22 protein-coding genes are annotated in these 18,258 nt (G+C 58.2%); 12 read left to right on the plus strand and 10 right to left on the minus strand.

Features of this window, described 5'->3' with window-relative positions; all coding sequences use genetic code 11:
* Positions 1 to 226 precede the first annotated feature (226 nt).
* Both ACSPHG_RS23035 and ACSPHG_RS23040 read left to right on the plus strand, forming a co-directional pair.
* Positions 227 to 409 carry a type II toxin-antitoxin system HicA family toxin gene (locus tag ACSPHG_RS23035; protein ID WP_435955790.1) on the plus strand — a complete coding sequence of 61 codons (183 nt, stop codon included), beginning with the start codon at positions 227 to 229 and terminating at the stop codon, positions 407 to 409.
* A 21-nt stretch (positions 410 to 430) separates the two neighbouring features.
* The gene (locus ACSPHG_RS23040; protein ID WP_435955791.1) at positions 431 to 844 is read left to right on the plus strand and encodes a type II toxin-antitoxin system HicB family antitoxin; all 414 of its coding nucleotides are present in this window, start codon (positions 431 to 433) and stop codon (positions 842 to 844) included.
* Positions 845 to 858: 14 nt separating this feature from the next.
* Here the strand turns inward: ACSPHG_RS23040 and ACSPHG_RS23045 are convergent, their stop codons facing one another.
* A complete protein-coding gene (locus tag ACSPHG_RS23045) occupies positions 859 to 1,794 on the minus strand; it encodes a LysR family transcriptional regulator (protein ID WP_435955792.1) in 936 nt (311 codons plus the stop codon).
* Positions 1,795 to 1,926: 132 nt separating this feature from the next.
* Here ACSPHG_RS23045 and ACSPHG_RS23050 point away from each other — a divergent pair, with 132 nt between their 5' ends.
* A complete protein-coding gene (locus ACSPHG_RS23050; RefSeq protein WP_435955793.1) occupies positions 1,927 to 2,667 on the plus strand; it encodes a MipA/OmpV family protein in 741 nt (246 codons plus the stop codon).
* A 38-nt stretch (positions 2,668 to 2,705) separates the two neighbouring features.
* On the opposite strand, the gene yajD is transcribed toward ACSPHG_RS23050, so the two are convergent.
* The 7 genes from yajD to hypA all read right to left on the minus strand — a co-directional run bounded on the left by yajD (position 2,706) and on the right by hypA (position 9,129).
* Entirely contained in the window at positions 2,706 to 3,053 is a 348-nt protein-coding gene (gene yajD / locus ACSPHG_RS23055) for an HNH nuclease YajD (RefSeq protein WP_121264885.1), read from the minus strand.
* Between the two features lie 44 nt (positions 3,054 to 3,097).
* Positions 3,098 to 5,182 carry a formate hydrogenlyase transcriptional activator FlhA gene (gene flhA / locus ACSPHG_RS23060; protein WP_435955794.1) on the minus strand — a complete coding sequence of 695 codons (2,085 nt, stop codon included), beginning with the start codon at positions 5,180 to 5,182 and terminating at the stop codon, positions 3,098 to 3,100.
* A 108-nt stretch (positions 5,183 to 5,290) separates the two neighbouring features.
* The gene (gene hypE / locus ACSPHG_RS23065; RefSeq protein WP_435955795.1) at positions 5,291 to 6,301 is read right to left on the minus strand and encodes a hydrogenase expression/formation protein HypE; all 1,011 of its coding nucleotides are present in this window, start codon (positions 6,299 to 6,301) and stop codon (positions 5,291 to 5,293) included.
* A 240-nt stretch (positions 6,302 to 6,541) separates the two neighbouring features.
* The gene (hypD, locus tag ACSPHG_RS23070; RefSeq protein ID WP_435955796.1) at positions 6,542 to 7,663 is read right to left on the minus strand and encodes a hydrogenase formation protein HypD; all 1,122 of its coding nucleotides are present in this window, start codon (positions 7,661 to 7,663) and stop codon (positions 6,542 to 6,544) included.
* Positions 7,663 to 7,923, minus strand: a complete 261-nt coding sequence (locus ACSPHG_RS23075; RefSeq protein ID WP_435955797.1) for a HypC/HybG/HupF family hydrogenase formation chaperone — start codon at positions 7,921 to 7,923, stop codon at positions 7,663 to 7,665. Before ACSPHG_RS23075 ends, hypD begins: the two co-directional genes overlap by 1 nt.
* The gene (gene hypB, locus ACSPHG_RS23080; protein ID WP_435955798.1) at positions 7,914 to 8,777 is read right to left on the minus strand and encodes a hydrogenase nickel incorporation protein HypB; all 864 of its coding nucleotides are present in this window, start codon (positions 8,775 to 8,777) and stop codon (positions 7,914 to 7,916) included. The genes ACSPHG_RS23075 and hypB overlap by 10 nt, the downstream gene beginning before the upstream one ends.
* The gene (gene hypA / locus ACSPHG_RS23085) at positions 8,770 to 9,129 is read right to left on the minus strand and encodes a hydrogenase maturation nickel metallochaperone HypA (protein ID WP_435955799.1); all 360 of its coding nucleotides are present in this window, start codon (positions 9,127 to 9,129) and stop codon (positions 8,770 to 8,772) included. Before hypA ends, hypB begins: the two co-directional genes overlap by 8 nt.
* A gap of 300 nt (positions 9,130 to 9,429) precedes the next feature.
* Between hypA and hycA the strand changes: the two genes are divergently transcribed.
* The 9 genes from hycA to hycI all read left to right on the plus strand — a co-directional run bounded on the left by hycA (position 9,430) and on the right by hycI (position 17,359).
* Entirely contained in the window at positions 9,430 to 9,885 is a 456-nt protein-coding gene (gene hycA, locus ACSPHG_RS23090; RefSeq protein WP_435955800.1) for a formate hydrogenlyase regulator HycA, read from the plus strand.
* An 84-nt stretch (positions 9,886 to 9,969) separates the two neighbouring features.
* Positions 9,970 to 10,575, plus strand: a complete 606-nt coding sequence (locus ACSPHG_RS23095; protein WP_435955801.1) for a 4Fe-4S dicluster domain-containing protein — start codon at positions 9,970 to 9,972, stop codon at positions 10,573 to 10,575.
* Complete coding sequence (gene hycC, locus ACSPHG_RS23100; RefSeq protein WP_435955802.1) at positions 10,572 to 12,380, plus strand: formate hydrogenlyase subunit 3; 1,809 nt, start codon at positions 10,572 to 10,574, stop codon at positions 12,378 to 12,380. Before ACSPHG_RS23095 ends, hycC begins: the two co-directional genes overlap by 4 nt.
* A 10-nt stretch (positions 12,381 to 12,390) precedes the next feature.
* Positions 12,391 to 13,317 (plus strand): respiratory chain complex I subunit 1 family protein, encoded by a 927-nt coding sequence (locus ACSPHG_RS23105; protein WP_435955803.1) that lies wholly within the window; start codon positions 12,391 to 12,393, stop codon positions 13,315 to 13,317.
* A 17-nt stretch (positions 13,318 to 13,334) separates the two neighbouring features.
* Complete coding sequence (locus ACSPHG_RS23110) at positions 13,335 to 15,044, plus strand: hydrogenase large subunit (protein ID WP_435955804.1); 1,710 nt, start codon at positions 13,335 to 13,337, stop codon at positions 15,042 to 15,044.
* Between the two features lie 132 nt (positions 15,045 to 15,176).
* Positions 15,177 to 15,719 carry a formate hydrogenlyase complex iron-sulfur subunit gene (locus ACSPHG_RS23115; protein ID WP_435955805.1) on the plus strand — a complete coding sequence of 181 codons (543 nt, stop codon included), beginning with the start codon at positions 15,177 to 15,179 and terminating at the stop codon, positions 15,717 to 15,719.
* The gene (locus tag ACSPHG_RS23120; protein WP_435955806.1) at positions 15,719 to 16,483 is read left to right on the plus strand and encodes an NADH-quinone oxidoreductase subunit B family protein; all 765 of its coding nucleotides are present in this window, start codon (positions 15,719 to 15,721) and stop codon (positions 16,481 to 16,483) included. The genes ACSPHG_RS23115 and ACSPHG_RS23120 overlap by 1 nt, the downstream gene beginning before the upstream one ends.
* Positions 16,483 to 16,893, plus strand: coding sequence for a formate hydrogenlyase maturation HycH family protein (locus tag ACSPHG_RS23125; RefSeq protein ID WP_435955807.1), 411 nt, complete (start codon positions 16,483 to 16,485; stop codon positions 16,891 to 16,893). Before ACSPHG_RS23120 ends, ACSPHG_RS23125 begins: the two co-directional genes overlap by 1 nt.
* A complete protein-coding gene (gene hycI / locus ACSPHG_RS23130) occupies positions 16,886 to 17,359 on the plus strand; it encodes a hydrogenase maturation peptidase HycI (protein WP_435955808.1) in 474 nt (157 codons plus the stop codon). Before ACSPHG_RS23125 ends, hycI begins: the two co-directional genes overlap by 8 nt.
* A gap of 243 nt (positions 17,360 to 17,602) precedes the next feature.
* Here the strand turns inward: hycI and ACSPHG_RS23135 are convergent, their stop codons facing one another.
* Together ACSPHG_RS23135 and ACSPHG_RS23140 are read right to left on the minus strand one after the other, a co-directional pair.
* Positions 17,603 to 17,887 (minus strand): helix-turn-helix domain-containing protein, encoded by a 285-nt coding sequence (locus tag ACSPHG_RS23135; protein WP_435955809.1) that lies wholly within the window; start codon positions 17,885 to 17,887, stop codon positions 17,603 to 17,605.
* A complete protein-coding gene (locus ACSPHG_RS23140; protein WP_435955810.1) occupies positions 17,884 to 18,198 on the minus strand; it encodes a type II toxin-antitoxin system RelE/ParE family toxin in 315 nt (104 codons plus the stop codon). The genes ACSPHG_RS23135 and ACSPHG_RS23140 overlap by 4 nt, the downstream gene beginning before the upstream one ends.
* Between the last annotated feature and the right edge of the window lie 60 nt (positions 18,199 to 18,258).

Genomic DNA, 18,258 nt, shown 5'->3' on the forward strand with positions numbered 1-18,258 from the left:
CTAACGCATTGACGTGCAGGTCGGATAAGCGCAGCGCCACTCGACGTTTAAATCTGCTGTTCCTCGCGACTCTCTGTTTTCTCTACGCAACTAAACATTATTTTCTTCGAGCCATCCCGTATTTGGCCCATTCCATCAATGACGCGGCAACGCCATTGCCGTAACGTAACCGCTTCATCAAAGTGTGATGTGTATAGTGTGTACATAACCCAGGGAAGGGAGTAGAGTGAAAAGTGCCGAGCTGATTGCATTGTTGAAGAAAAACGGCTGGATACCGGTACGCGTGAAAGGTAGCCATTATCAATTTCGGCATCCAGATTTTGCCGGGATTGTGACCGTGCCACATCCGCGTCAGGATCTTAAGCCAGGTACGCTGCATCAAATTCTGAAGCACGCTCGCCTCAAATAGCCTATCTGTTAAGGAGAAAGTATGTTTTATCCCGCTTATGTACATTCTGATGCGGACGGTAGCGCCAGCGGCTTTTTCCCGGATGTGCCGGGCTGCTTTTTTGCTGGGCGTTCACTGGATGATGCCTTTCGCGATGCTCACGGCGCGCTAAATGCCCATTTTGAACTGCTGTGCGAGATGGACCAGCCGATTCCAGATACACTTGCCGTTGAGCAGCATGTGCAGAATACGCCGGAAGAGTTTGTCGGCGGGAGCTGGCTGCTGGTTGATATCAATCTGGATAAATTTGATAGCCGTGCAGAACGCATCAATATCACCCTGCCGCACCGTCTTCTGACCCTGATTGATGGCTACGTGAAAAAAAATGCGGACTTCGCCAGCCGCAGCGCTTTTCTCGCTGAGGCCGCGCGGCGTGTCCTGAAAAGCGGTAAATAGCCAAAAACGTCCGCTCATCCTTCCTTTATATAGTCACTAATTATCTCCAGCATCTGATCGAGAATATACTGCACGCGGTAAGGCTGATATTCTCGCTTTTTAAAGATAACAATGAGTTCAAGTTGCCACTGTATATTATTTTCAAAACACGGAATTAATATCCCCGCATCCAAATCTTTCTTAACGCTTTGCCGTGGAGCGAAAACTATCCCCAGCCCGTGGCGGGCTAATTCAATGGCCGTATTGGTATTATCGCAAATATATTTACCGGTGACGCTATAATCTTTTTCCGCGCAATCTGCCTGCTGGCTAAATTTCCAGATATTGGTGTCATTAATTAACATCGACTGCATCAAAATACATGAATGATTGGCCAACTCTTCCGGGCTGTAAATGGGATTTTGTTGGAGATAATCCGGGCTTGCAAAACCGGTCACCGAAAATGAAGTCAGCGTTGTGGCAACGAGCGATTCGTCTTTTGGCATGGCGTAGGTCAGCATAATATCCGCGTCGGGGGGGAAGTTTAATCCGTCATAAAACTCATTGCGCTCGAGATTATAGGTTCTCAGCGCCAGCGTAATATCGCCCGTATCGCTTAACGCCGGGAGCACCTTTTGCGACATAAAATTGACGATGCCTGTTGGGGCGAAGATGGTGACCTTGCCGATTTTTTCTCTTTTGTAATCAGTAATAAATCTTTCAAGCTCGTGTGTTTGCGCCAAATAGCCGTCCACTTTCACCAGCAGTGATTCGCCAAACGGCGTAAGGGATATTCGCCGGGTTGAGCGCTCGAAAATTTTCAGGCCAATCCGCGCTTCAAAATCGCTAATGGATTTACTGATATTCGCCTGCGCCACGCCTAAAATGACGGCGGCCTGGCTCAGGCTGCCGCAGGAAGCAACCACCGAAACGATCTTTAGCTCATTCAATTTAAATCGAATATTGCCCATTATGCTGTTTGCCTCATTTTCCGTATTTATATATTTTTCATATATTACTATATAAATATACGCATTGCGTAACCCATTGCCGCGCAAATAGAATACGCGACAACTTCTTGATCTGGCAAATGGAACGATCGCATGAATCTCAGAGCATATCTTTTACTGGCGCTTGCGGGGCTAACCATAAATACTGCGCGCGCCAATGAACTCACTCTGGGAGCTGGCGGAATATATCACCAGACACCCTATAAAGAATATAATGATGATGTAAAAGCCATTCCTTTTGCCCATTATGAAAGCAATAAAATATATATCCGTGAAACGTCGCTAGGTTATATTCTGGCAAAAGATCGAAAAAACGAATTCAGCGCCATACTTTCTTATTTACCGTACGCGTTCGATCCGAGCGATAGTGACAATAAAGCGCTGCAGAAGCTGGATAAACGCGAAGCCACCGCGCTTGCGGGCCTGGCGTTTTATCACCATGAAACCTGGGGCACGCTGAAAGCCAGCCTGTCCGGGGATATTCTGGACAAAAGCAACGGCCTTATCGGCGAGCTGTCCTATCTGCGGGTAATAAAACTCGGCGCGATAAGGATTATTCCTTCCGCCGGGGTCACCTGGTACGACGATAAATTAACCCAATATTACTATGGCGTGTCGGATGACGAGGCTAAGCGCAGCGGTTTATCAAGCTATCAGCCGGGCGCAAGCTGGAACCCGTTTCTTGGCCTAAGCCTGAGCTACAGCCTCACGCCGCAGCTAACCCTGCTGACCAGCGCCCGCTACACGTTGATGGATAGCCAAATCGCAGACAGTCCGATGGCCGATAAAGACCATGACGCAAGCGTAATGGGCGGAGTTTCCTGGGCGTTCTGATTAGATACCCTCTCCGTTTGGAGAGGGTATAACAACACCTAACCCTTCTTATTCAACATCGCCTTCAAATCAGCAAACGGGTTGTATGTCGCTTCGCCGACGTCCTTCTGCGCGTCTTCGCCGGCGATAACCGTTGAGCCGTACTGATCCGCTTCGGTGTATTTTGAGTGCTCGTGGTCGTGGCAATAAAGGCACAAAAGCTCCCAGTTGCTGCCGTCTTCCGGGTTATTGGTGTGGTCGTGATCCATGTGGTGGACGGTTAGCTCGCGCAGATTCGAATAGACGAACTCGCGGGAACAGCGCCCGCAGACCCACGGGAAGAGCTTGAGCGCTTTTTCACGGTAGCCGCTTTCCAGCCGCGTGTAGTTTTTCGGGATAATTGCCATGTGTGATACCTGGTAAAAAATGTAGGGTTATAGCAAGTTTCAGGCTAAATCCCCTCTTTATCAATCCCCAAACGCTTCATGCGTGACAGCAGCGTTGTGCGTTTCAGCCCCAATCGCTGCGCCGCGCCGCGCGGGCCCGCCACTACGCCGTTGGTTTCCTTCAATACGCGCAAGATGCGCGCGGCCTCGTCTTCCCCTTCGCGGATTTCTTCATTCACGACAAGCGGCACGGTTTTTTCTTCCGGCGGACGGTAGTCCATTTCCGGCAGTGACAGGTGCAGCACGTTGCCGCGCGTCAGCAGCACCGCGCGTTCAACCACGTTTTCCAGCTCGCGCACGTTGCCCGGCCACTCCATGCGGCTTAAGGCGCGCAGGGTTTCCGCCGGGATGCTGTCGATATTGCGGTTCATGCGGTGGGCGATTTTAAAGGTGAAGGATTTCACCAGCAGCGGGATATCCTCCGGGCGCTCGCGCAGCGGCGGCAAAGTTATCGGGAAGACGTTCAGGCGATAGTAGAGGTCGCTGCGAAATTCCCTTTCGGCCACCATTTCCTTCAGGTTGCGGTTGGTGGCGGCAATCAGACGCACGTCCACCTGCTGGATTTTGTTGCTGCCGAGGCGCTCAAACTCCTGCTCCTGAAGGACGCGCAGCAGCTTCGGCTGGAGTTCCAGCGGCATATCGCCCACCTCATCGAGGAACAGCGAGCTTTTGTCCGCCAGCTCGAAGCGCCCGATGCGCTGGGTATTCGCGCCGGTAAACGCGCCGCGCTCGTGGCCGAACAGGTCGCTTTCCAGCAGCCCGGCGGGCATGGCGGCGCAGTTAATTTTCACCATCCGGCGGCTGTTGCGTTCGCTGAGGTTGTGAATCGCGCGGGCGATAAGCTCTTTGCCCGTCCCCGTTTCGCCGAGGATCAGCACCGTACTGTCGCTTTTCGCGACCATCTCCACCTGTTTGAGTACGTTCGACATCACTTCGCTGCGGCCAATAATCTCGCCAAAATCGCTGGCGACGTTATTGATCTGCTCGGTGAGATAGAGGTTCTCATCGACAAGATTTTCTTTTAAGCGATTGATTTCCTGATAGGCGAGCGCGTTATCCACCGCGATGGCGATACGTTCGGCAATCTGGCGCAGCAGCTTGAGGTTCGCCGGGGTAAACACGCCCGCCTCGCACTGGGCAAGCTTCAGCACGCCGAGCATGTTGTTGCCGAAATTGAGCGGCAGCAAGCACAGCGTCTGGATCTGGTTGCCCCACATTTCGAACAGCATCCGTTCATATGGCGCGAGCTGGTCGCCCTGATGCAGGTTAAGCAGCAGCATTTCGCCGCTTTTAAACACGCGTTCGGACAGCGTGCCCGGCTCGGCGACGTCGCTCTGGTCGTGGATGGGCGAGCGCTCATCGACAAAGTGGGTGGAGTAAATCGTCAGGCGATCTTTGCGGTTGCCGCGCAGGACGATGCTGATCGAATCGATCGAAAAGTAGTGGTGGATCTCACGAGCGATTTCGCTGATCAGTTCGTCAAGATCGAGCTTCGACAGCACGGCGTTGGTGACCGCCACCAGAATGCGGAAGTCATCGCGCTCGCGGCACAGCAGGTTGTAGTCCTGGTTCGAGCTAATGCGGCTCTGGATTTGTTCTGCCACCAGCCCCACAACCTGGGCCAGCGTGTGCAGGCGGTCCAGCTCTTTGTCGGTCCAGGCGGCGTCGTTATTGCGGATAAACTCGCAGCCGCCGAAAATTTTGCCTTCCGCCGCCAGCGGCAGCAGGCAGTAGCGGCCAAAGGGCGCATACAGTTCGAGGTTCATCACCTGCGGCCAGGTTTCGTTAAACTCTTCCTGGGTGCAGATTAGCGCTTCCGGGCGCGACAGCACGCGGCGCACCGGGCCGTTCGCCAGCACCATTTCATCTTCGTAGTGCAGCCCCTGGCCATGTTTGTCCATGCCATAAAAACCCACGCGCTGGTGCAGCGGGTGATAAAGCAGCACGTTAACCCGATCCGCAAGCGCGCCCTGCCTGGCTAACTGAGTCAGACAGTAAGCGAGCGCCGGAAGATCGGGCTGTTGCAGCAGAGTCCGCGTGATGTCGAATAGCCCCTGCTGCCCGAGATCGCTCATCGGTGTGTATGGCATTTTGCATATCCATAAAAGAGACCCGCGAGGGTGCGGGTCAACAAAGTATTTGTCATATAAATCGCGCTTAAGTGTAGCCAGGGGATCGCGGGCGGTTCCTGGCTTACGTCAACAAATGCGCGGGAGAGGTTCCGAGTGCGGCAGATCCAGCGTGCGTTTCACGCCGTACAGGCCCGCCACGCGCACGCCCTTGCGCTCGACAACCTCACCAATAATGGCTGCATTTTGTCCAAGCGGGTGCGCTTGTAAAGCAGCGAGTACGTTTTGTGCGGCATGCCTCGCAACGGCAATAATAAGTTTGCCTTCATTGGCAAAATTCAGCGCGTCCAGGCCGAGCAGTTCGCAAACGCCGCGTACCGCCGGGTTAAGCGGCAGCTGGCTTTCGCTGATTTCCATGCCGCAGCCGCTTGAGGCGGCAAACTCGTGGAGCACCGCATTCACGCCGCCGCGCGTTGCATCGCGCAGTGCCTTCACGCCGGGGATATTCACCAGCGGCGCAATTAACGGAGCCAGCACCGCACAGTCGCTGACCAGCGCGCCTTCCATTCCTAATGATTCCCGCAGGTTAAGAATAGTCGCTCCGTGGTCGCCCAACGTGCCGCTGACCAGCAAAACGTCACCCACGCCTATCTGCGATGCACCCCAGTTAAGGCCCGCAGGGATGGCGCCGATGCCCGCCGTATTGATGAAAATCTTGTCCGCCGCGCCGCGCTGCACGACCTTGGTGTCGCCGGTGACGACGGTGACGCCCGCTTCTTTTGCCGTGGCCGCCATGCTGGTCACCACGTGCTCCAGGGTTTCCAGCGGCAGCCCTTCTTCAAGGATAAATCCGCAGGAGAGCCAGCGCGGGGTGGCGCCGCTCACCGCCACGTCGTTCGCCGTGCCGCACACGGCAATTTTGCCGATGTCACCGCCGGGGAAGAACAGCGGGTCGATGACGTAGCTGTCGGTTGAGAATGCGAGCCGGTCGCCGCCTGCGGTGAGTTCGGCCAGCGGCAGGCGCGCCTGGTCTTCCTGTTCGGCGAGGTAAGGGTTATCAAACGCCAGCATAAAGAGATCGGCGATGAGTTTTTGCATTGCCTGGCCGCCGCTGCCGTGGGCGAGTTCGATGGTTTTCATATATTTACCTGTGTCGGGAAGCACGTCGTTTACCCGACCTACATGCGGATCGTAGGGTGGATAAGCATTAGCGCCATCCACCAAATCTTGTCGGGTGGCACTTCGTTTACCCGACCTACATGCGGATCGTAGGGGGGATAAGCGTTAGCGCCATCCACCAAATCTTGTCGGGGAGCACTTCGTTTACCCGACCTACATGCGGATCGTAGGGTGGATAAGCGTTAGCGCCATCCACCGTTTTTAGGCTTCACATTCCTGGGAACGGTATTGATACCACGCCGCGCAGGCCCCTTCGGAGGAGACCATCAGCGCGCCAAAGGCGTTTTGCGGATTGCAGGTTTTGCCGAACATCGGACACTGATGCGGCTTGCATCGCCCGGTTAACACGTCGCCACAGCGGGCGCGCGGATCGTCATAAACCTGCTGCGGCGCGGGTTTAAAATGTTCTTCCGCGTCGAACTGGCGATAGCCTTCGGTAAGGCGCACGCCGGATTCGCTTATCGTCCCCAGGCCCCGCCATTCTGAATCGCCGCGCACGGCAAACACTTCCGCAATCGCCCGCTGGGCGAGCGCGTTGCCTTCATCCGGCACCACGCGCCTGTACTGGTTTTCCACCGCGCTTTGCTGGCGGATTTTTTGCTCCACCAGCATCACCACGCCCTGCAGGAGATCCAGCGGCTCAAAGCCCGCCACCACCAGCGGGCGCTGATGTTGGGTGGCGATAAAATCATACGCCGCCGTGCCGATCACCATGCTGACGTGGCCGGGGGCGAGGAACGCGTCGATGCCGTTATCCGGCTGTTCGAGCAGGCTGCGCAGGGTCGGGATCAGCGTGATGTGCTGGCAGAAAAAGTAGAAGTTGTTCACGCCCTGCGCCTTCGCCTGCTGTAGCAGAATGGCGGTGGCGGGCATGGTGGTTTCGAAGCCGAGGCCAAAGAACACCACCTTGCGCGCCGGGTTTTCTTTCGCCAGCGCCAGCGCGTCCAGCGGCGAATAGACCACGCGTACGTCCGCGCCGCGGGCTTTGGCCTGCATCAGCGATCCGCTTTTACCCGGTACGCGCATCGCGTCGCCAAAGGTGCAGAAAATCACCTCCGGGTGGCTTGCGATCTCAATGCAGGTATCGATGCGGCCCATCGGCAGCACGCACACCGGGCAGCCAGGCCCATGAATAAACTCGATATTTTCCGGCAGCAGCTGGTCGAGGCCGAACTTGAAGATGGCGTGGGTATGGCCGCCGCAGACTTCCATAATGCGCAGCGGGCGCTCGGCGGTGTAGCCCAGCTTCGGCGCGCGTTCGCGCAGCACGTCAATAAGCTGCATGACTTTTTCGGGGGCGCGGTATTCATCGACAAAACGCATCAGCCGCGCTCCTCGCCGAACAGCAGGCCGCCAACGTCCGGCTCTACTTCGAACATGTTTTGCAGCGCGTCCAGCGTGTCGCGGGCCTCCTGCTCGTCGATTATCGCCATCGCAAAACCTACGTGTACCAGCACCCACTGGCCGATTTGTGCGTCGCCCACCAGCATCAGGTTTACATCGCGCTTGATGCCGCAGACGTCCACCTTCGCGCTGCCGTCGGCCAGACGTTCAACGATTTGACCGGGGATGCCTATGCACATCGCTGCGCCTCCAGCCAGGCCAGCCACTTGTCCATGCCTTCGCCGCTGGTGGCGGACACCAGCAGGATTTCGATGTTCGGGTTCACCTGGCGGGCGTAATCGAGACATTTTTCTACGTCGAACTGCAAATAGGGCAGCAGGTCGATTTTGTTGAGCAGCATCAGCGAGGCGGCGGCGAACATATGCGGATATTTCAGCGGTTTGTCCTCGCCCTCGGTCACCGACAGCACCGCAACCTTATGGCGTTCGCCAAGGTCAAAGCTCGCCGGGCAAACGAGGTTGCCGACGTTTTCGATAAACAGAATGCCGCTGCGTTCGAGCGGCAGGCGCTGCACGGCGTCGCGGATCATCTGCGCGTCGAGGTGGCAGCCTTTGCCGGTGTTCACCTGAATGGCGGGCGTGCCGGTGGCGCGGATGCGCGCGGCGTCGTTAACGGTCTGCTGATCGCCTTCGATAACCGCGCAGGGCACGTTACCGTGCAGGCGTTTCAGGGTTTCGGTCAGCAGGGTGGTTTTACCGGAGCCGGGGCTGGAAACGAGGTTCAGCACCAGCTGCTGGCGTTTCGCAAACTGCTCGCGGTTGTAGACGGCGAGCTGGTTGTTTTTATCCAGCACGTTGAGTTCGATTTCCAGCATGCGGCGCTGGGTTATGCCCGGCGCGTGGGTGCCCGCCGCGCCGTGGCCGTAATGCAGGTCGCCCTGCTCGTCGGCGGTGGGCGCAAACTTCACGCCGGTGATTTGCATGGCCGGACGCGTTGCCGGGGCGAAAGGCGCGCTGCGGAATCCGGAATGCGGGTTACGCTCGTCGCCTTCTATATACAGGTTGCCTTCGGCGCAACCGCAGGTGCTACACATGGTTTGTCTCCTCTACTTCCAAACGCTTGATCTGCACGCCGTCATCCGCCACTACGCGCAGGTTGCTCCCCTCACACAGCGGGCAGCGCCGCACCAGCGAGGACAAAAGCTGGACGTGCTGCTGGCAGTCGTGGCACCAGCATTCCGCTTCCTGTTGATGAATGTGAAGCTGGCAGCCTTCGGCGAGCGTGTCGCGGCAAACCAGTTCGAAACAGAACTCCAGCGCGCTTTTCTCGACGCAGGAGAAAGCGCCAACTTCCAGCCACACGCCGGTCACGCGCAGCGCGCCGTGCCGTTTTGCCTGAGCTTCGATGAGTTCCAGTGCGCGTTGGCAGAGGGTGATTTCGTGCATAGTGCCTCCGGGGTATCTGGCGGAGGTAATGCAAGGAAGATGCCAGGTCGGGAGGATGGGTGATTGGGGTGGGATTGGGACGCCCTCAGGCCACTCCGATCGGCTCCCTCTCATGCGGAGAGGGTTAGGGAGAGGGCGTCCAATGCCGCTGTCGCCCGGTGGCAAAGATGTCGAAATGACATGTCATGCCCACCGTCACTTCCGCATCGAAAACCATAAAATCCAATAAAAACATCATATTAAAAAATTGGCACGAAACATGCTCTGTGGGGGTATCAGCACAAACAGAGTGATTTAAAGATGAACATTTGGGAACTGAGCGAAAAAGCCGACTACATCGCCGACAAACACCAGCGCCTGCTCGCGCAGTGGCAGAACTACTGTAACACCCTGATTCAGGGCATCACCCTCTCGAAAGCCAAGCTGCATCACGCGGTGGGCTGCAATCCGGACGACTCCCTGCGCTTCTTTTTATTCGACCACTTCGTTATCCACATCGCGCTTGCGGAAGGCTTTAACAGCCACACCATCGAGTACTACGTCGAAAAGCGTGACGGTCAAGACAAAGTACTGATTGCTAAAGCCATTCTTGATGACGATGGCCGCGTGGACGCCAGCATCAGCAACCGTAATCGTGAGCAGGTGCTTGAACACTATCTCGAAAAAATCCGCCCGGTTTACGAATGCCTGTATCGCGCCGTGCATGACGATGCGCCCGTATCGCTGGTGCCGCTCCAGAGTCAGGCGCGGGCCTAGCGCCTGCCGGGTGTCGAAAACTGTCGAAATGGCAGGCTTCGGCACGGTTTCGTCAAAAATGATGATATGCCCCAAGGAACGATAGTGAACCGTTTTGTAATCGCAGATTCCAAACTTTGTATGGGCTGCCACACCTGTGAGGCGGCCTGTTCGGAGATCCACCGCCTGCACGGCCTGCAGTCCATGCCGCGCCTGAAACTCATGCGCAACGCCGCCGAATCGGCACCGCAGATGTGCCACCACTGTGAAGACGCCCCGTGCGCCGGGGTGTGCCCGGTTAACGCCATCACCCGCGTAGACGGCGCGGTGCAGCTTAACGAAAGCCTGTGCGTCAGCTGCAAGCTGTGCGGCATCGCCTGCCCGTTCGGCGCGATTGAGTTTTCCGGCAGCCGTCCGATTCATATTCCCGCTAACGCCAACAGCCCGAAGGCGCCGCCTGCGCCACCGGCACCGGCCCGCGTGAGCACCCTGCTCGACTGGGTTCCCGGCGTTCGCGCAATCGCGGTGAAATGCGATTTATGCAGCTTTGACGAAGGCGGCCCGGCCTGCGTCCGCACCTGCCCGACCAAAGCGCTGCGCGTGGTTGATAACAAAGATCTCAGCGCCGCCAACAGGCGCAAACGTCAGTTAACGCTTGGCGTTTCCCTTGGCGATCTCACTTCGTTTACCCAGCCTGAGGCAAAAAAATGAGTGCTTTTATTCTGATTCATTGGGCGCTGCTGGGCTTTGTGGCAAGCGCCGTTCTTGCCGCCGCAACCCGCTTCCATAAGCCGCTGAGCGGCGTAATTGCCGGTCTTGGCGGCGCGGGCAGTTCGCTGCTGACGCTGCTGGCGGGCGTTATCGCCCTCGGCGGGCTAAACGGCGAGGCGCAAATCTGGCACTGGCAGATTGAACTGAACGCCTTCAACGGCGTGTGGCTCGCCACCGTCGGCCTGTCGGGGCTGTTTATCTCGCTGTTTAACATCGACTGGCACCGCCATCACGCGGTGCGCGCCAACGGCTTCCTGCTTAACGTGGTGATGGCCGCATCGGTGACCGCGCTGGTGGCGACCAATTTCGTGACGCTGGTGGCGATGGCGGAGATCGTCTGTCTTGCCGGGTACTTCCTGACCGGCTGCCAGCAGTCCGGCAAGCTGTGGTTCGCCCTTGGCCGCCTCGGCACCGTGCTGCTGGCGATTGCCTGCTGGCTGCTGTGGCAGCAGTACGGCACGCTGAACTTCGGCGAGCTGCACCGGCAGGCATTCACCGTTCCGGTTAGCTCAACCATCTGGCTGCTTGGCCTGGTGGGCTTCGGCTTTATGTCGGGGATTATTCCGCTGCACGGCTGGGTGCCTCAGGCGCACGCCAACGCTTCTGCTCCCGCCGCCGCCGCGTTCTCGGCGGTGGTGATGAAAATCGGCCTGTACGGCATTATGTGCTTCTCGCTTATCGGCAACGTGATGCCGCTGTGGTGGGGCGTGCTGGTAGTGGTGCTCGGCATGGTCACCGCGTTTATCGGCGGGCTGTACGCGCTGATGGAACACAACATCAACCGCCTGCTGGCTTACCACACTCTGGAAAACATCGGCATTATTCTGCTCGGCCTCGGCTGTAGCCTGATTGGCTTTGCGCTCCGCGAACCGACGCTTATCGCGCTCGGCATGGTGGGCGGCCTGTATCACCTGTTCAACCATAGCCTGTTCAAAACCACGCTGTTGCTCGGCGCGGGGGCGGTATGGTTCCGTACCGGGCATCGCGATATCGAGAAGCTCGGCGGTATCGGCAAACGTATGCCGCTGATTTCTTTGGCGATGCTGGTTGGCCTGATGGCGATGGCCGCCCTGCCGCCGCTGAACGGCTTTGCCGGTGAATGGCTGATTTACCAGTCGTTCTTCCACCTTGGCACCCTGCCGTCGTTCGTCGCCCGCTTCCTCGGGCCGCTGCTGGCGATGGGGCTTGCGATTACCGGCGCGCTGGCCGTGATGTGCGTGGCGAAAGTTTATGGCGTGACCTTCCTCGGCGCGCCGCGCACCCCGGAAGCGGAAAGCGCAACCTCCGCGCCGTGGCTGATGAACCTGAGCGTTGCCGCAATGGCGCTGTGCTGCGTGGCGGCGGGCGTTGCCGCACCGTGGTTTATCCCGCTAGTGCAGAACGCAATCCCGCTTCCGCTGCAAACCGCCAACACCACCGTATCGCAGCCGATGATCGCCCTGCTGCTGATCGCCTGCCCGCTTCTGCCGTTCATTCTGATGGTGGCGTTTCGCGGCGACCGTCTGCCCAACCGCACGCGCGGCGCGGCGTGGGTTTGCGGTTACGATCACGAACAGGCAATGGTGATTACCGCCACCGGTTTCGCCCAGCCCGTCAAAGCGGCGTTCGCTCCGCTTATCAAGCTGCGTAAAACCCTTAACCCGGTGAAATGGGTGCCTGGCTGGCAGTGCGACTGTCTCGCCGGCACGTTCCGTAAGCTGGCCATCATCGAACTGGCCGTGCTGCTGGTTGCGGTCATCGCCTGAGGAGCCTGACATGAACACAATTTTCTTCTCGTTGATTCAGGCGCTGGTGCTGTTCGCCGTCGCGCCTTTGCTGTCCGGTATCACCCGCGTCACCCGCGCCCGCATGCACAACCGCCGTGGGCCGGGCGTGATGCAGGAATACCGCGACCTGTTCAAACTGCTGGGCCGCCAGAGCGTGGCCCCCGCCGCCTCCGGCTGGGTGTTCCGCCTGATGCCGTTCGTGATGGTGGGCGTGATGCTGACCATCGCCACCGCGCTGCCGGTGGTGACGCTCTCTTCACCGCTGCCGTGGCTTGGCGATCTCATCACCCTGATTTACCTGTTTGCCATCGCCCGCTTCTTCTTTGCCATCGCAGGCCTGGATACCGGTAGCCCGTTTACCGCCATCGGCGCGAGCCGCGAAGCGATGCTGGGCGTGCTGGTGGAGCCGATTCTGCTGCTCGGCCTGTGGGTTGCCGCCCAGGTGGCGGGCAGCACGCATATCAGCAATATCACCGCCACGATTTACCACTGGCCCGTCGCGCAGTCGTTAACCCTGCTGCTGGCGTTTGCCGCCTGCGCGTTCGCCACCTTTATCGAAATGGGCAAGCTGCCGTTCGATTTGGCCGAAGCCGAGCAGGAGCTGCAGGAAGGCCCGCTGACCGAATACAGCGGCGCGGGTTTCGCGGTGCTGAAATGGGGGATTTCCCTCAAGCAGCTGGTGGTTCTGCAAATGTTTGTCGGCGTTTTCCTGCCGTGGGGCCAGATGAGCGCCTTTAGCTGGGGCGGGCTGGCTATCGCCGTCGTGCTGGCGGCCGTAAAGCTGGTTGCCGGCGTACTGATTATCGCGCTGTTCGAAAACAGCATGGCGCGCCTGCGGATGCTTGAAACCTCGCGCATTACCTGGGCCGGTTTTGGCTTTGCCTTTTTAGCCTTCGTCTCCTTGCTGGCGGCGTGATTTAAGAGAATTTAACAATGTCTGAAGAAAAGATTGGTCAACATTATCTCGCCGCGCTGCATAAGCAGTTCCCCCATGCGGTGATTGACGAAGCGTGGCAGACCAAAGATCAAATCACCGTCACCGTGAAGCTGAATATGCTACCGGAAGTGGTGGAATGGCTGTATTACCAGCAGGGCGGCTGGCTGTCGGTGCTGTTCGGCAACGATGAGCGCCAGCTGTGCGGCAGCTATGCGGTTTACTACGTGCTGTCGATGGAAACCGGCGTGAAGTGCTGGATCACCGTGCGTGTGGAAGTGGACGCCGATAAGCCAGAATTCCCGTCCGTCACGCCGCGCGTGCCTGCCGCCGTGTGGGGCGAGCGCGAGGTGCGCGATATGTACGGCCTCCAGCCCGTTGGCCTGCCGGACGAGCGCCGCCTGGTGCTGCCGGACGACTGGCCGGACGATCTCTACCCGCTGCGCAAAGACAGCATGGACTACCGCCAGCGCCCTGCGCCAACCGGCGACCAGGAAACCTACGAGTTCATCAACGAGCTGGGCAGTAAGAAAAACAACGTGGTGCCGATTGGCCCGCTGCACGTCACATCTGATGAACCGGGCCACTTCCGCCTGTTCGTCGACGGCGAGAACATTATCGACGCCGATTACCGCCTGTTCTACGTCCATCGCGGCATGGAAAAGCTGGCGGAAACCCGCATGGGCTACAACGAAGTCACCTTCCTGTCTGACCGCGTGTGCGGCATCTGCGGCTTCGCCCACAGCACCGCCTACACCACGTCGGTTGAAAACGCGATGGGCATCGTGGTGCCGGAACGCGCGCAGATGATCCGCGCGATTTTGCTGGAAGTTGAGCGCCTGCACAGCCACCTGCTGAACCTCGGCCTCGCCTGCCACTTCGTCGGCTTCGACTCCGGGTTTATGCAGTTCTTCCGCGTGCGCGAAATGTCGATGAAGATGGCGGAAATCCTCACCGGGGCGCGCAAAACCTACGGCCTGAACCTGATCGGCGGGATTCGTCGCGATCTGCTGAAAGACGACATGATCCAGACCCGCCAGCTCGCCCAACAGATGCGCCGCGAGGTGAAAGACCTGGTGGATATTCTGCTGAGTACGCCAAACATCGAACAGCGCACCGTGGGCATCGGCCGCCTCGACCCGCAGATCGCCCGCGATTTCAGCAACGTCGGCCCGATGGTGCGCGCCAGCGGCCACGCCCGCGATACCCGCGCCGACCACCCGTTTGTCGGCTACGGCCTGCTGCCAATGGAAGTGCACAGCCTCGACGGTTGCGACGTGCTATCGCGACTCAAAGTGCGCATTAACGAGGTCTACACCGCGCTGAACATGATCGACTTCGGGCTGGATAACCTCCCCGGCGGCCCGCTTGCGGTGGAAGGCTTTACCTATATTCCAAACCGCTTCGCGCTCGGCTTCTCGGAAGCGCCGCGCGGCGACGATATCCACTGGAGCATGACCGGCGACAACCAGAAGCTCTACCGCTGGCGCTGCCGTGCCGCGACCTACGCCAACTGGCCGACCCTGCGCTACATGCTGCGTGGCAATACGGTTTCCGACGCGCCGCTGATTATCGGCAGCCTCGACCCTTGCTACTCGTGCACCGACCGCATGACGGTGGTGGACGTGCGCAAGCGCAAAACCAAAGTGGTGCCGTACAAAGAGCTTGAGCGCTACAGCATCGAGCGTACCAATTCGCCGCTGAAATGATTTTGATGCCTTCCCGCGAGCTTTTGTCGGATGGCGCAGGGCTTACCCGACCTACAAATTTTACGCGTAGGTCGGATAAGCGCAGCGCCATCCGACGCGAAAACCCCGGGAAGGCAAAGCAAAGGAACGACCATGTTTAACTTCATCAAAAAAGCCATTAAGGGCGGCGTCGCCACCGAGTCGTACCCGCTGCAGCCCATCGCCGTGGACCCGAACTTTCGCGGCAAGCCGGAGCACAACCCGCAGCAATGCATCGGCTGCGCGGCGTGCGTGAACGCCTGCCCGTCGAACGCGCTGAGCGTGGAAACCGACCTGGTGAACGGCCAGCTGGCGTGGAGCTTTAACCTCGGGCGCTGCATTTTCTGCGCGCGCTGCGAAGAGGTTTGCCCGACCGCCGCCATCACCCTGTCCCAGCAGTACGAGCTGGCGGTGTGGAACAAAGCGGATTTCCTGCAGCAGGCGCGCTTCGACCTGTGTAACTGCCGCGAATGCGGCAGGCCGTACGCGGTGCAAAAAGAGATCGATTACGCCATCGCGCTGCTAGCCCACAACGGCGACAAGCGCGCCGAATCGCATCGCGCGTCGTTTGAAACCTGCCCGGACTGCAAGCGCCAACAGGGGCTGGCTTCATCCGACCAAATTAACTTTAGCCGCCAGATGAGAGAGGCCAGCTAATGAGCAATCTACTTGGCCCACGCGACGATAAAGGCATGCCGGTGCCAATGACGGTGGACGAATCCATCGCCGCCATGAAGGCGTCGCTGCTGAAAAACATCAAACGTTCCGCCTACGTTTACCGCGTGGACTGCGGCGGCTGCAACGGCTGCGAAATTGAAATTTTCGCCACGCTTTCACCACTTTTCGACGCAGAACGCTTCGGGATTAAAGTTGTCCCGTCGCCGCGACATGCCGATATCCTGCTGTTTACCGGGGCGGTTACCCGCGCCATGCGCTCGCCCGCGCTGCGCGCCTGGGAATCCGCACCCGACCCGAAAATCTGTATTTCCTACGGGGCCTGCGGCAACAGCGGCGGCATCTTCCACGATCTGTACTGCGTGTGGGGCGGCACCGACAAAATCGTGCCGGTTGACGTGTATATCCCCGGCTGCCCGCCGACGCCTGCCGCCACGCTGTACGGCTTCGCGATGGCGCTGGGCCTGCTGGAGCAGAAAATCCACGCCCGCGATGCCAGCGAGCTGGACGCCCAGCCCGCGCAAATTCTGCACCCGGACATGGTTCAGCCGCTGCGCGTGCGCATCGACCGCGCCGCTCGCCGCCTGGCGGGCTATCGCTACGGCCGTCAGATTGCCGACAGCTATATGAACAACCTCACCGCGGGCGGCGACGCCGTGCAGCAGTGGCTGGCGACGGAGAACGATCCGCGCCTGAACGAGATCGTCGCAAACCTTGAGGCCGTCGTGCAGCAGGAGCGTGCGTAATGAGCGAATCGGTGGTGTTTTGCCAGCTCAGCCGCAAGTTTGTCGACGAGAACGACAATACCCCGGCGGACGCGCAGCAGGTGGTCTATTACAGCCTGGCCATCGGCCACCATCTGGGCGTAATCGACTGCCTGAAAGAGAATCTGGTCTGTCCGTTTGAAGCCTACCGGGCGTGGATTGCCACGCTCGAAGAGGGGAGCGAAGCGCGGCGAAAAATGGAAGGCGTGCCGCGCTACGGCGAAATCGTTATCGACCAGAGCCACGTCGTTTTGCTAGCCAAAGCCTTTGACGCGGCCAAAACAACCCAAACGCCGGAGCAGCAGAAATGGAGCCAGGAGTTGCTCGACATGCTGCAGGCGATACAACTGGAACCCGCCGTCTATCTGATGGTTCGGAGGCGCTATGACTAACGTTTTACTTTGTGTCGGCAACAGCATGATGGGCGACGACGGCGCGGGCCCGCTGCTCGCGGAAATGTGCCAGGCCGCCCCGCAGGGCGACTGGGTGGTGATAGACGGCGGCACGGCCCCTGAAAACGACGTGGTGGCGATTCGCGAGCTGCGTCCGGATCGCCTGTTGCTGGTCGACGCCACGGACATGGGCCTCAACTCCGGCGAGATCCGCATTATCGACCCGGACGACATCGCCGAGATGTTTATGATGACGACCCACAATATGCCGCTGAACTACCTGATCGATCGGCTTAAAGAGGATGTTGGAGAAGTGATTTTCCTCGGCATTCAGCCGGATATCGTCGGGTTTTATTACCCGATGACCGAAGCGGTGAAAGAAGCGGTAAAAACGGTGCATCAACGGCTGGCAGGTTGGGAAGGTAACGGCGGCTTCGCCGAGCTGGAAGCGCCCGAGTTTTGTTGAGCGGCTTTGGCGGGGAACGGGTGGATGGCGCTGCGGTTATCTATCCTGCGATTTATGTCCAACAATTCGGTGGATGGCGCATTCGCTTATCCACCCTACGGTTCGCGTGTCGCGTGTAGGTCGGATAAACGACGTGCCATCCGACAATTTCAATTCACGTGTCGGTCGGGTAAACGGCGCGCCACCCGACAATTTCAATTCACGTGTAGGTCGGATAAGCGTTAGCGCCATCCGACAATTTCGCTAAACATAGCGGATATTTAATGAAATTTTTGCGCCGCAGGCCGAAGCATAGCGTTCAAGCGTTTTCATGCTCACGCTGAAAGGGTTTTTCTCAAGGCGATTAATACTGGATGAATTTATACCTAACTTATCGGCAAGCTCGCTTTTAGTCAGCCCCGAGCGTTCACGCATCTCATACAGAGCCTGAATCAAAGCAAGCTCCCGATCGGCATCGTCATAGGCCTGAAGGGACTCATCGTCAGAGAGCATTCTGGTTTTCAGTTCATCAAGAGACACTGGTTTCACTTTAAAAACTCCTTCAGTCTTAACCGCGCGATTTCAATGGCACCTGCCGGTGTTTTGGCCGTCTTTTTCGTGAAGGCATGCAGAATAAAGATGGTTTGCACATGACTAAAAGCATAGACCGTACGAGCGATATCTTTATCCCCGACGCGTAGCTCAAAAAGCCCGTTACCGATGACCCGACTATGGGGAATCCTGAGCTGGTTTCCTTCCAACGCCAGCCGCTCAATCAAACGAAACATACGGCCTCGCAGCTGCGAGGGTAGAGCACTTAATTCAACTGCTGCCGCTTCATGCGTCAAAATTGTATACATTCTAACCCCTCCGTTGGCTAAAACATATCAACCTTCATTACTTTCCCTAACCTGAATCTG

It is taken from the genome of Dryocola baronae (assembly GCF_051297175.1).
Classification (GTDB): Bacteria; Pseudomonadota; Gammaproteobacteria; order Enterobacterales; family Enterobacteriaceae; genus Dryocola.

Excerpts from the sequence above, each read along its gene's own strand:
- ACSPHG_RS23040 (WP_435955791.1), top strand. The coding sequence starts at position 431 with ATGTTTTATCCCGCTTATGTACATTCTGATGCGGACGGTAGCGCCAGC.
- ACSPHG_RS23045 (WP_435955792.1), bottom strand. The coding sequence starts at position 1,794 with ATGGGCAATATTCGATTTAAATTGAATGAGCTAAAGATCGTTTCGGTG.
- ACSPHG_RS23050 (WP_435955793.1), top strand. The coding sequence starts at position 1,927 with ATGAATCTCAGAGCATATCTTTTACTGGCGCTTGCGGGGCTAACCATA.
- yajD (WP_121264885.1), bottom strand. The coding sequence starts at position 3,053 with ATGGCAATTATCCCGAAAAACTACACGCGGCTGGAAAGCGGCTACCGT.
- flhA (WP_435955794.1), bottom strand. The coding sequence starts at position 5,182 with ATGCCATACACACCGATGAGCGATCTCGGGCAGCAGGGGCTATTCGAC.
- hypE (WP_435955795.1), bottom strand. The coding sequence starts at position 6,301 with ATGAAAACCATCGAACTCGCCCACGGCAGCGGCGGCCAGGCAATGCAA.
- hypD (WP_435955796.1), bottom strand. The coding sequence starts at position 7,663 with ATGCGTTTTGTCGATGAATACCGCGCCCCCGAAAAAGTCATGCAGCTT.
- ACSPHG_RS23075 (WP_435955797.1), bottom strand. The coding sequence starts at position 7,923 with ATGTGCATAGGCATCCCCGGTCAAATCGTTGAACGTCTGGCCGACGGC.
- hypB (WP_435955798.1), bottom strand. The coding sequence starts at position 8,777 with ATGTGTAGCACCTGCGGTTGCGCCGAAGGCAACCTGTATATAGAAGGC.
- hypA (WP_435955799.1), bottom strand. The coding sequence starts at position 9,129 with ATGCACGAAATCACCCTCTGCCAACGCGCACTGGAACTCATCGAAGCT.
- hycA (WP_435955800.1), top strand. The coding sequence starts at position 9,430 with ATGAACATTTGGGAACTGAGCGAAAAAGCCGACTACATCGCCGACAAA.
- hycC (WP_435955802.1), top strand. The coding sequence starts at position 10,572 with ATGAGTGCTTTTATTCTGATTCATTGGGCGCTGCTGGGCTTTGTGGCA.
- ACSPHG_RS23105 (WP_435955803.1), top strand. The coding sequence starts at position 12,391 with ATGAACACAATTTTCTTCTCGTTGATTCAGGCGCTGGTGCTGTTCGCC.
- ACSPHG_RS23110 (WP_435955804.1), top strand. The coding sequence starts at position 13,335 with ATGTCTGAAGAAAAGATTGGTCAACATTATCTCGCCGCGCTGCATAAG.
- ACSPHG_RS23115 (WP_435955805.1), top strand. The coding sequence starts at position 15,177 with ATGTTTAACTTCATCAAAAAAGCCATTAAGGGCGGCGTCGCCACCGAG.
- ACSPHG_RS23120 (WP_435955806.1), top strand. The coding sequence starts at position 15,719 with ATGAGCAATCTACTTGGCCCACGCGACGATAAAGGCATGCCGGTGCCA.
- ACSPHG_RS23125 (WP_435955807.1), top strand. The coding sequence starts at position 16,483 with ATGAGCGAATCGGTGGTGTTTTGCCAGCTCAGCCGCAAGTTTGTCGAC.
- hycI (WP_435955808.1), top strand. The coding sequence starts at position 16,886 with ATGACTAACGTTTTACTTTGTGTCGGCAACAGCATGATGGGCGACGAC.
- ACSPHG_RS23140 (WP_435955810.1), bottom strand. The coding sequence starts at position 18,198 with ATGTATACAATTTTGACGCATGAAGCGGCAGCAGTTGAATTAAGTGCT.